Consider the following 10,135-nt stretch of genomic DNA (forward strand, 5'->3'; position numbering starts at 1 on the left):
CATGCGCCTGTCCGCACATGACCATGCCCAGATCAGGGCGCTGCTGGGAAAGGCCCGGCACGAGATCCTCCTCCTCGCCCCCTCCTGGGCGCCCGCGCTTCGCAGCGCCTGCGCCCTTCCTCCCCTCACCGCTCCCCGGACCCGCGTCGTCGTCTCCCGCTCCTTCCTGGCGCAGGCCCCCTCCCTCGCCGGCCGGCACGTCCAGGTGAGGCTGGGCGGCGCGACCCCCCTCCTGCTGGTGGTGGACCGCAGGAGCGCGCTGAGCTGGCACGCCGACGAACGCTCCGTCCCCACCCCGGTGGTGCACCGGCCCGCCGAGGTCGAACGCCTCGTCCACGTCTTCGAGCACCACTGGAAGCGGGCCTCCCCGGTCGTCCCCGTCGGCGAGGCCCCCCTCACCGAGCTGCAACGGAGCATCATCCGGAGCCTGGCCATGGGGATGACCGACAAGGCCACCGCCGGGGCGTTGCAGATCTCGACCCGCACCGTCCAGCGCCAGGTCAGCCAGCTGATGCAGCAGTGGGGCATCCAGAGCCGCCTGGAGCTGGGCGTCCATCTGGCCGCCACCGGCCTAGTCCCGACGCGGGGCCCGGCGCCGGGGGCCCGGGCCGGGGGCGGCCTGGCGGTCTCCCTGTCCGGCGCGTGAGGCCGCGGTCATGAGCCTTCGGCACGCGCTCCTGGGACTGATCGCCGAGCTGGACGGCGCCAGCGGCTACGACCTGCTCAAGATGTTCGAGATCTCCCTCGACGGCGCCTGGTCCGCCACCCAGAGCCAGCTGTACGGCGAGCTGGGGAGGCTCACCGCCGGGGGACTGATCGAGGTGACCGGCGAGGGTCCGCGCGGCCGCAGGGAGTACGGCATCACCCGCGCGGGCCGCGCGGAGCTGGAGCACTGGATCACCGAGGTGGAGCCCCGGACCAACCACCGCGACGACGCGCTCCTGCGGGTCTTCCTGTTCGGCCGGGTCGACGGGCACCGGGCGCTGGCGTTCGTGGACCGCCAGCGGCGGGCCCTCGACGACCAGGTCGCCGACCTCGACCGGATCGAGGAGTCCGTCTCCTGGAACGACGAGGACGACCTGTCCTTCCACGGCCGCCTGGCGATGGAATGGGGCAAACGCCTGCTGCGGGCCCGCCGCGACTGGTGGGAGTGGGCCCGGGAGGAGATGGCGGACCGCGACGAGAGGGAGGGGCGCGGCTGACGACGGGAGGGGGCGCCGGCCGGTCCCGCCCGGCCGGCGCCCCCTCGGGTCAGTGCCCCAGGCTGCCCCCGCCGTCAACGGTGATCACCTGGCCGGTGACCGCCGCCGCGGACGGGGAGGCCAGCCACACCGCGGCACCCGCGACCTCGTCCAGGGTGGCCGTGCGGCCGAGCGGCACCTCGGCGAGGATGCGCTCCTTGTAGCCGTCGCTGAGGTCGCTGGTCATGTCGGTGTCCAGCAGCCCGGGCGCGACCACGTTCGCGGTGACGCCCCGGGGGGCCAGCTCGCGGGCCAGCGACCGGGCGAGCCCGATGAGCCCGGCCTTGCTGGCGGCGTAGTTGGCCTGGCCGGCCACGCCCTTCAGCCCGGTGACCGACGAAATGAAGATCATCCGGCCGCGGCGCATCCTGATCATGTCGTTCACGGCGGCCTTGGCCACCCGGTACGCCCCGGTCAGGTTGGTGTCGATGACCTCGGCGAACATCTCCTCCCGCATCCGCAGCAGCAGGGCGTCCCGCGTGATCCCCGCGTTGGAGACCAGGACCTCCACCGGCCCCTGCTCCTGCCTGACCTCCTGGAAGGCGCGGGCGATCTGGTCGGGGTCGGTGACGTCGCACTTGACCCCGAGCAGCCCGGGGGGAGCGCCGCCGCCCCGGTGGGTCACCGCGACGGCGTCGCCCTCGGCGGCGAACGCCCGGGCGATGGCCAGACCGAGACCGCGGTTGCCCCCGGTCACCAGCACCGAACGGGTCATGACACGCCTCCCGCGGGGTTGGCCTTCACCAGGGCGGCGGTGGCGTCGCCGTCGCCGTGCGCGGCGATGGGGCCGTTCCACCACAGTCGCGCGGTGGGCGCGAACACGTACGGGGTGAGCCGGTGCCGCACGCGCTGGCCCGGGTCGTACAGGACGTCCCAGTCGGGGTCGAGGCCGTCGCGGTAGAGCGCCGCGACGACGTCGAGGACCTCGCCGCCGCCCGCGCGGCCGGGAAGGAGCCGGGCCCCCTCGGTCCGCTCGCCGACGATCTCGACGACGCGGGCCGGTGCGGCCTCCACCGCCGTCCGCAGGGCCTCGTCGAACCCGCTCCCGTCGTCCACGAGGTGCAGCCGCGTCGCCGGCGGGCGCGACCCGGCGCCGCCGGCCTCCCCGGCGGTCGCCTCGACCGCCGCCCCCGGGCCGTCCGGCGCGGCGACGGCCCGGGCGGCCTCCTCCAGCTTGCGGTTACCGGCCAGCACGGCGGCGGCGTGCGCGCCGGCGCCCTCGCCCACGATCCACGCGGGGGTGACGCCCGCGTCCAGGAGCATCTGCCCGAGCGCGTAGGCGACCGCGAACACGACCGGGCCCCTCGCGGGGGGTTCCGCGCCGGACCACAGCGCCTCGGCCACCGACCAGTCCAGCTCCGGCCGGAGCGCCGCGTCGGCGGCGGCGAGCGCGTGCCGGTAGGCCGCGTGCCGCTCGTACAGCTCCCGCGACATCCCCGGACGCCAGGCGGACTCCCCGGCGATCGTCCAGCCGACCGCCGGCGCGGTCCCGGCCTCCCCGGACAGCGCCGCGAGGCGGTCGTCGTCCGCGGCCGCGGCGCGCAGCCCCGCCACCGCCTCCTCGCGGTCCCGGGCCGGCAGCGCGAACCGGACGGGCCCCGACGCCTTGACCTTGTTGGAGGTCCAGGCCACCGCGGCGAACCGGTCGGCGGGCGCGGCGGCGACGTCGTCGGCCAGCCGCCGCACCGCCCCGCGCAGGCTCTCCCGGTCACGCGCGGACACCGTCAGCAGGCCCCCGCCGGGACGTCCGGTGTAGGGGCGGCGCGCCTCGGGGGGCGCGGTGGCCAGCACGATGTGGGCGTTGGTGCCGCCCAGCCCGAAACCGCTGACCCCGGCCAGCACCTCGCCCTCGGACGGCAGCGGCATCGGCTCCTTGACGAGCTGGAGCCCGTTCTGCGCCAGCCGCAGCCGCGGGTTCTCGGTGGTGGCGTGCGGGCTCGGCGGGATGACCCGGTGGTGCAGGGCCAGCGTCGTCTTGATCAGTCCCGCGAGGCCCGCCGCGCCCTCGGCGTGCCCGATGTTGCCCTTGATGGACCCGATCGCGCACGGGCGCTCCCGGGGGACGCCGTGCACCTGCCCCAGGGCGCGGACCTCGATGCGGTCGCCGAGCATGGTCCCGGTGCCGTGCGCCTCGACGTAGGAGATGTCCTGCGGCCGGACCCCCGCGCGCTCGTAGGCCTCCACCATCGCGGCCCGCTGCGCGTGCGGGTTCGGCGCGGTCACCGTGGTGCTCCGGCCGCCGTGGTTGACCGCCGCGCCGCGGATGACCGCGTAGACCGGCAGCCCTTCGGCGAGCGCGTCCTCCAGCCGCCGCAGCACCATCACCCCCACGCCCTCGGCGCGCCCGAAGCCGTTGGCCTCGGAGCTGAACGGCCGGCACCGCCCGTCGGGGGAGGACAGCTTGGCCTGGGTGAGGAAGACGCCGAACACGGGCGTGACGAACAGGTTCACCGCGCCGACCAGCGCCTGGTCGCAGGTCCCGGCGCGGAGCGCGGCGCACGCCTGCTCGGTCGCGACCAGGGAGGAGGAGCAGGCGGTGTCGATGGCCATGCACGGGCCGCGCAGGTCGAGATGGAAGGAGATGCGGTTGGCCGCCATCGCGTAGCCGTTGCCCGACCCCACGTGGGGGTTGATCCGCTGGAAGTCGGTCATGAGCAGGTTCAGCCACTCGGCGGCCATGATCCCGACATAGACGCCGGTCCGGCTTCCGGCCAGCGAACGCGGATCCAGGGTGGCGTCCTCCACGGCCCGCCAGGCGGCCTGGAGCAGCAGCCGCATCTGGGGGTCGCTGACCTCCAGCTCGGCCTCGGAGAAGTCGAAGAACTCGTGGTCGAAGACGTCGGGGTCGTCGATGAAGCCCGCGCTGCGGGTGTTGACCTTGGCGCGGCCCCCCTCCGGGTCGTAGTAGTCGTCGGCGTGCCACCGGCCCCTGGGGACCTCGGACACGCCCTCCTCGCCGTTGATCAGCAGGTTCCACAGGCCGGGCACGTCGGGTGCCTTGGGGAACCGGCAGTCGAGGCCGACGATGGCGATGTCTGTCATGTACCGGTCTCCTTGTTGTCTCCTTGCCGGCGGGTCCGCAGCAGGCAGCAGCCGACATGCCCGTCGGGTTCGACCACCGTGACGAGCGCCAGGCGCCCGCCGCCGCCCCCGGGCCCGGCGGTGTCCGAGGCGACGATCGCCGCGGCGACCTGGAAGGCCGCCGCGGCGCCGTGGGTGTCCCCGATGAGTTCGGCGGGGCGCACGACGTCGGCCTTCCCGAGACCGGGCAGGCGCGCGTCCTCCCGGCCGGCGGGCACCAGCAGGCCCACGTCGGAGGGGTCGGCCCCGGCGGCGCGCAGCGCCCGGTCGACGGCGGACCCCAGCACGTCGAACGCCTCGCCCGGATCGGCGAACACGCCGGTCTCCAGGGCGAGCACCTCCGCCAGCACGGCGCGCCCGTGCTGGCGCGCGCGTTCTCCCGGCTCGACCAGGAACACGCAGCAGCCCTCCGCGGGAACGCCCCGGACGCCGGCCGCCTCGGCGATCGCCACGCGGCGTTCGTTCAGGTCCTCGTAGGCGCCGCACACCACCGCGTCGCTCCGGCCGGCGGCGAGCAGCCGCCGCGCGTACCGCAGGGCGGCCAGGCCGGTGAGGCGGCCGGCGGTCACGGTCGCGTTGGGTCCCCGCAGGTCGAACTCGATCGCCGCCTGCGCGCTGGCGTAGTTCATGACGCACGCCGGGACGAGCGCGGGGTTCACGTTGTCGGGCCGGGGCCGGGTCAGGGAGTCCCGGGTGAGGGTCATCGACTGGTCGATGCCCGCCGCCGCGCTGCCCAGGACCAGCCCGCGGCGCGCGGGAGGACACCGGTCGGCCACGCCACCGTCGAGCAGCGCCCCGACCGTGGCCAGCGCCATCGCCGAGGGGCGGTCGGCCAGCCGGACCGCCCGGCCCGTCGCCGGGGGTTCGGCGACGTGGAAGTCCCCGACCGGCCCGCCGGGCACCGCCGTGCCGCTGCGGACCGCCTCGCGGAACGGGCCGACCCCGACACCCGCGGGGGACATCAGGGCCACCGCTGAGATCACCGTGTCCATCACGGCCTCCTTCCGGCCGGAGCCGTCGCGTCCGCGCCGAGGTGCGCGGGGTGGCGCAGCACGACCACCGCGTTGTTGCCGCCGACGCCCAGGGAATTGATCACCGCGGTCCGCACGCGCGCCGGGCGCGCCGTGCCCGGCACGCAGTCGACCGGGCACTCGGGGTCGGGCGTGACGAAGTTGACGGTCGGCGGGATGAACCCGTGCGTCATGCCGAGCACCGCCGCGATGCAGGAGTGCGCCCCCGCTGCCCCCTGCGTGTGGCCGACCATCGACTTGAGCGCGGTGACCGGCGGGGGCTCGGCGCCGAAGACCTCGCGCACCATCGCCGACTCCATCGCGTCGTTGATGCGCGTCCCGCTGCCGTGCGCGAAGACCACGTCGACCTCGGACGGCTCCACGCGGGCGTCCCGCAGGGCGGCGGTCACGCATTCGGCGACGCGCTCGCGTTCGGGCCGGGTGGGGTGCGTCGCGTCGCAGTTGAGGGCGAACCCGGCGACCTCCGCCAGGATCGGCGCGCCGCGCCGCCGCGCGTGCTCCAGGGTCTCCAGCACCAGCATCCCGGCGCCCTCACCGAACATGAACCCGTCGCGGTCCAGGTCGAACGGGCGGCACCGCTCCCGGGCCCAGGCGCGCAGCCGGTAGAACCCGGCGAACGCCATGCGGCTCACCGAGTCGGCGCCCCCGCAGACGGCATAGTCGGCCTCACCGGCGCGCAACGCGTCCAGCCCGTAGCCGACCGCGTAGTTGCCCGCGGCGCAGACGGTCGGGATCGTGACCGCCTCCACGTTCGTCAGGCCCAGCTCCGCCGCGACCGCCACCGGCAGGCGGCCGGGGTGCACCCGCCGCGCCAGCTCGGCCGGCAGGCCGCCCCCGCCGTCCCGCCCGGCGGCCACCTCGGCCGCGGCGAGCGCGTCCACGTCCAGCGACTCCCCGCAGGTGGTGCCGACCGCGACGACGCCGCGCTCGTCCCGCACCGAGGCGGGGTCGAGACCGGCGTCCTCCATCGCCATCCGCGCGGCGACCGCCGCCTGGGCCCCGACCTTGCCGAACCGGCCCGGCTCCAGCCTCCGCAGCTGTGCCTGCGGGTCGAAGCCGGGGACCTCGTGGGCGTTGGCGTACCGGAACCCGGTGGTGTCCCACCCGCTGATCGGGGAGACGCCGCACCGGCCCGCCCGCAACGCCTCCAGGAACCCGTCGCGGCCGATCCCGATGCTGGAGATGACACCGAAACCGGTGACGACGACACGGAGATCGGGATCGGAGCGGTCCCGGAGTGCGGCTTCGGTCCCCATACAGCTCACCTCGGCGCGGTCTCGGCGCCCGTCGACGGCGGATTCCGGCGGCGGGCCCCCAGTGTGCGGAGCCCGCGCCCGCGGTCCCAAGTTCCGTCGGTGCGCCCCATCGCGCTGTCCCGATGGGCCTGCCCGCATCGGCAGGGCGGACGAGCGGGCCCGACCGGCGACCGAGGGCGCAGGAAAGAAGGACCAAATGGGCGTTCACCCGCCCGGAGAGCCGAGCCTAGGGTGCGGCGACCGGTGCCCTTCGTGATGGATCCAGGTGATGACTTTGAGACCGACCGCGCGGATATTCGCCGACCCCCGGGTGGAGGCCCGCCACCGCCCCGACGGCACGGTGCTGCTGTCGTCGACGGTACCCCTGGAGCCTCACGACACCGACCTGGTGGGCTCCCTGCGCCGCTGGGCGGCCGAGCGCCCCGAGGCGGTGCTGGCCGCCGAACGCCGGCTGGGGTACTGGGACCGGCTCACCTACGCGCAGGCATTGCCGCGCGCGGAGTCGCTGGGCGAGGCGCTGCTGCGGCGCGGCCTGGACCGGGACCGCCCGCTGGTGGTGCTGTCGGGCAACTCGCTGCGGCACCTCCAGCTCATCCTCGCCGGGTACGTCGCGGGTATACCGGTGATCTCGCTCAGCCCCGCCTACTCCAAGAGCCACGGCCACCGGCGCCTGCGGCGGGTCGTCGAGATGGCCGCGCCCGGCGCGGTGTACGCCGAGGACGGCCGCGAGTACGCCGCGGCGCTGGAGGCCGTCACCGACCTGTCCCCGGTCGCGGTCGTCGGGCGGGGCGGCGGCGGGGAGCCGTTCGGCGACCTGCTGCGCACCGGACCCGGCGAACGGCTCGGCGCGGCCCGCGCGGCGGTCGGCCCCGACACCGTCGCCAGGATCTTCTTCACCAGCGGCTCCACCGGCGACCCCAAGGCGGTCCCCAACACGCACCGGATGCTCTGCGCGGTGCAGCAGATGATGCGGCAGGTCTGGCCGTTCCTCTCCGAGACCCCGCTCAGCCTGGTCGACTGGCTGCCGTGGAACCACACCTTCGGCGGCAACCACAACCTGCACATGGTGCTGACCAACGGCGGCACCCTGCACATCGACGACGGCGGCCCCACCCCCGCGCTGTTCCCGCGCAGCCTGCGCAACCTCGCCGAGGTCTCGCCCAACGTGTACTTCAACGTGCCCGCGGGCTTCGCGCTGCTGGCCGACGAGCTGGAACGCGACTCGGTGCTGGCCAAGAAGTTCTTCGTCCGGCTGCGACTGCTGTTCAGCGCGGGCGCCCCGCTGCCGGAGACGCTGCGCACGCGCATGCTCCGGCTGGCCGAGCGGTTCGCCGACGACCGGGTCCGCTTCACCTCCTCCTGGGGCCTCACCGAGACGGCCTCGGCGATCACCTCCGCGCACCTGGACACCGAGGAGCCCGGCGCGATCGGCGTTCCGCTGCCGGGGATCCGGCTCAAGCTCGCCCCGGTCGGCGGACGCTGGGAGATGCGGGCCGCGGGCCCCACGGTGATGCCCGGCTACCTGGGCGACCCCGCCCTCACCGCCGCCGCGTTCGACGAGGAGGGCTTCTACCGCACCGGTGACGCCGGGCGGCCGGTCGACGAGGAGGACCCCTGCCGGGGACTGGTGTTCGAGGGCCGCATCGCCGAGGACTTCAAGCTGGCCACCGGGACCTGGGTGCGCGTGGGCACGCTGCGCGCGTCGCTGCTGGCGGCCCTGGGCGCGCTCTCCGAAGCGGTCATCACCGGATCGGGCCGCGCCTGCGCCGGAGCGCTGGTCTGGCCCCGCCGCACCGCCGACCCCGTGTCGCTGCGGCACGACCTCGCCCGGGCGCTCGCCCGGTTCAACGCCGGGCAGCGGTCCTCGCGCCGCGTCGAACGGCTGCTGCTCATGACCGAACCGCCCGACCCCACGGCGGGCGAGGTCACCGACAAGGGCTCGGTCAGCCAGCTCCAGGTGCTGCGGAACCGCGCCGAGCTGGTGGACCTGCTCCACCGCGACCCGCCCCCACCCGAGGTGATCCTGCCCGCCGACGAGAAAGGCGCCCGCTGATGGAGACCACCCGCCACACCGTCGCGTTCTCCGCCCCGCACACCGCCCGCAGCGGCCCCCTGAGCTGGGCGCAGCTGGAGGTGTGGCCCGAGGCGCTGCTCAGCCAGCAGGGCCTGGCGACGTACGTCAACATCGTGGGCGGCGGACCGCTCCCGCCCGGCCTCAAGGCCGAGGACGTGGTGGAGGCGCTGGGACGGCTGATGGAGCGGCACGAACCGTTGCGGACCCGGTTCCGGACCCGGCCGGACGGGCACCCCGAGCAGGTGGTCGTGCCGGAGGGCGCGGTGGAGATCGAGGTCGTCGACCTCGCCGCGGACGAGGACCCCTTCGAGGCCGTGCACGCCTGGCTGCCCGAGATGGAGGACACCCCCTACGACCTGGCCGCGGGGCTGCCCTTCCGCGTGCGGATCGGAGCGGTGGAGGGCGAGCCCCTGCTCGTCATGTTCGGCACGACCCACCTCTCGGCGGATTTCCTCGGCACCCGCGTGCTGTACGGGGAGCTGGTCCGCCTGCTGGAAGGGCACGAGCTCGCCGGCACGCCGCCGGTCCACCCGATCGACCTGGCCGAGTCCGAGCGGGCGGAGGCGGGGCGGCGCGTGCTGAACCGCTCGCTGGACCACTGGCGCACCGAGCTGGCCGCCGCCCCGCCCGCCATGTTCCCGGCCCCCGCAGGCCCCGGGCAGGCGGAACGGTACTGGCGCGGCGGCATCAACTCGGAGGTCGCGGCGCGGGCGCTGCGCAAGGCCGCCGCACGCTGCGGCATCGGCACCTCCTACGTGCTCCTGGCCGTGATGGCCGCGCTCGTCGGCCGCCACACCGGAAGGGACCGGTGCTCGCTGCGGGCGGTGGTGGGCAACCGGGGCCGGCCGGAGACCCGGCACAGCATCGCCAACCTGAGCATGGAGGCGCCCCTGGTGGTCGACCTGTGCGCCGACACCCTCCAGCAGGTGGCGCAGATCTCACGGGTGGCCTTCCTGCGCGCGCAGCGGCACGGCCGCTGCGACCCCGAGGCCGCGGCGCGGCTGCTCACCGAGCACGGCGTCGAACTGGACGTCGTCTTCAACGACATGTGGACCCCGGCGCGAGGCGCCGCGGGAACCGGGACGCCGGCCGGCCCTCCGGCCGACACCTCCTTCCGCTGGGAGGAGAGGACCGACCGGGCCACCGTCGCCTTCTTCCTGGAGGCGTTCGAGGTCATAGGCGACCCCGAGGCGATGCGGCTCAGCCTGCTCGCCGACACCCGCCACCTGCCACCCGAGCGGATCCGCGCGTTCCTGTACGCGATCGAGCGCCTGCTCGTCGTGTTCGCCGAACGCGACGTCCGCCTCGACGAGATCGACCCCGTCTCATGAGCCGCTCCGCGACGACCCTGTCGCCCTCCCAGTTGGACGTGCTGGAAGCCGAGTCGGTCCACATCATCCGTGAGGTGGCGGCCGAGTTCGAACGCCCGGTCCTGCTGTTCTCCGGCGGCAA

Annotated in this window: 8 protein-coding genes and 1 pseudogene; 5 read left to right on the forward strand and 4 right to left on the reverse strand. The window is 75.1% G+C overall.

The window, feature by feature from the left end; translation table 11 throughout:
• The first annotated feature begins 1 nt into the window (after window position 1).
• Entirely contained in the window at window positions 2-646 is a 645-nt protein-coding gene (locus tag HNR61_RS35015; protein WP_182847412.1) for a helix-turn-helix transcriptional regulator, read from the forward strand.
• Between the two features lie 10 nt (window positions 647-656).
• Complete coding sequence (locus HNR61_RS35020; RefSeq protein ID WP_182847413.1) at window positions 657-1,202, forward strand: PadR family transcriptional regulator; 546 nt, start codon at window positions 657-659, stop codon at window positions 1,200-1,202.
• A 49-nt stretch (window positions 1,203-1,251) separates the two neighbouring features.
• Here the strand turns inward: HNR61_RS35020 and fabG are convergent, their stop codons facing one another.
• From fabG to HNR61_RS35040, 4 genes are read right to left on the reverse strand one after another with little or no spacing between them, the layout of a single operon-like run.
• Window positions 1,252-1,956 (reverse strand): 3-oxoacyl-ACP reductase FabG, encoded by a 705-nt coding sequence (gene fabG / locus HNR61_RS35025; protein WP_182847414.1) that lies wholly within the window; start codon window positions 1,954-1,956, stop codon window positions 1,252-1,254.
• On the reverse strand, window positions 1,953-4,283 hold the full coding sequence (locus tag HNR61_RS35030; RefSeq protein ID WP_182847415.1) for a type I polyketide synthase: 2,331 nt from the start codon (window positions 4,281-4,283) through the stop codon (window positions 1,953-1,955). Before HNR61_RS35030 ends, fabG begins: the two co-directional genes overlap by 4 nt.
• Window positions 4,280-5,314, reverse strand: coding sequence for a beta-ketoacyl synthase N-terminal-like domain-containing protein (locus tag HNR61_RS35035; RefSeq protein WP_182847416.1), 1,035 nt, complete (start codon window positions 5,312-5,314; stop codon window positions 4,280-4,282). Before HNR61_RS35035 ends, HNR61_RS35030 begins: the two co-directional genes overlap by 4 nt.
• Window positions 5,314-6,609, reverse strand: coding sequence for a beta-ketoacyl-[acyl-carrier-protein] synthase family protein (locus tag HNR61_RS35040; RefSeq protein ID WP_182847417.1), 1,296 nt, complete (start codon window positions 6,607-6,609; stop codon window positions 5,314-5,316). The genes HNR61_RS35035 and HNR61_RS35040 overlap by 1 nt, the downstream gene beginning before the upstream one ends.
• 268 nt (window positions 6,610-6,877) lie before the next feature.
• Between HNR61_RS35040 and HNR61_RS35045 the strand changes: the two genes are divergently transcribed.
• The 3 genes and pseudogenes from HNR61_RS35045 to HNR61_RS35055 form a co-directional block, all read left to right on the forward strand.
• Window positions 6,878-8,662, forward strand: a complete 1,785-nt coding sequence (locus tag HNR61_RS35045; protein ID WP_182847418.1) for an AMP-binding protein — start codon at window positions 6,878-6,880, stop codon at window positions 8,660-8,662.
• Entirely contained in the window at window positions 8,662-10,014 is a 1,353-nt protein-coding gene (locus HNR61_RS35050; protein ID WP_182847419.1) for a condensation domain-containing protein, read from the forward strand. The genes HNR61_RS35045 and HNR61_RS35050 overlap by 1 nt, the downstream gene beginning before the upstream one ends.
• Window positions 10,011-10,135 (forward strand): annotated as a pseudogene (locus HNR61_RS35055) (sulfate adenylyltransferase subunit CysD); the annotation flags it as partial. The gene HNR61_RS35050 and the pseudogene HNR61_RS35055, both read left to right, overlap by 4 nt.

The sequence above is a fragment of the Actinomadura kijaniata genome (assembly GCF_014138665.1).
Taxonomy (GTDB): Bacteria; Actinomycetota; Actinomycetes; order Streptosporangiales; family Streptosporangiaceae; genus Spirillospora; species Spirillospora kijaniata.